We start from the raw sequence: 212 nt of genomic DNA, 5'->3' as shown, positions 1-212 counted from the left end.
CTCATAAAACCATAATGACCCTGTTAAAATCCACATCTTACGATAGTATTCAATCGCTTCTTCTTCTGAATAAATTCCATTTTCTACATCTAATTCATTGCAATATGTAACACCAAACTCAAACCCACAACATGGACATATAGAGAAAGATGCTAATACTCCATTATGATATGGATCCTCTTTTAATTTATCATATCCACATATAGGACATA

Annotated in this window: 1 protein-coding gene; it reads right to left on the bottom strand. The window is 31.6% G+C overall.

What is annotated here, in order from left to right:
• On the bottom strand, positions 1-212 hold a 212-nt coding region (locus tag L21TH_RS14515), incomplete at both ends, for a hypothetical protein (RefSeq protein WP_034429530.1).

The sequence above is a fragment of the Caldisalinibacter kiritimatiensis genome, assembly GCF_000387765.1.
GTDB classification, from domain to species: Bacteria; Bacillota; Clostridia; order Tissierellales; family Caldisalinibacteraceae; genus Caldisalinibacter; species Caldisalinibacter kiritimatiensis.
Note: the sequence above shows the minus strand (reverse complement) of the source record. Positions and strands in the feature narration are given on the sequence as shown.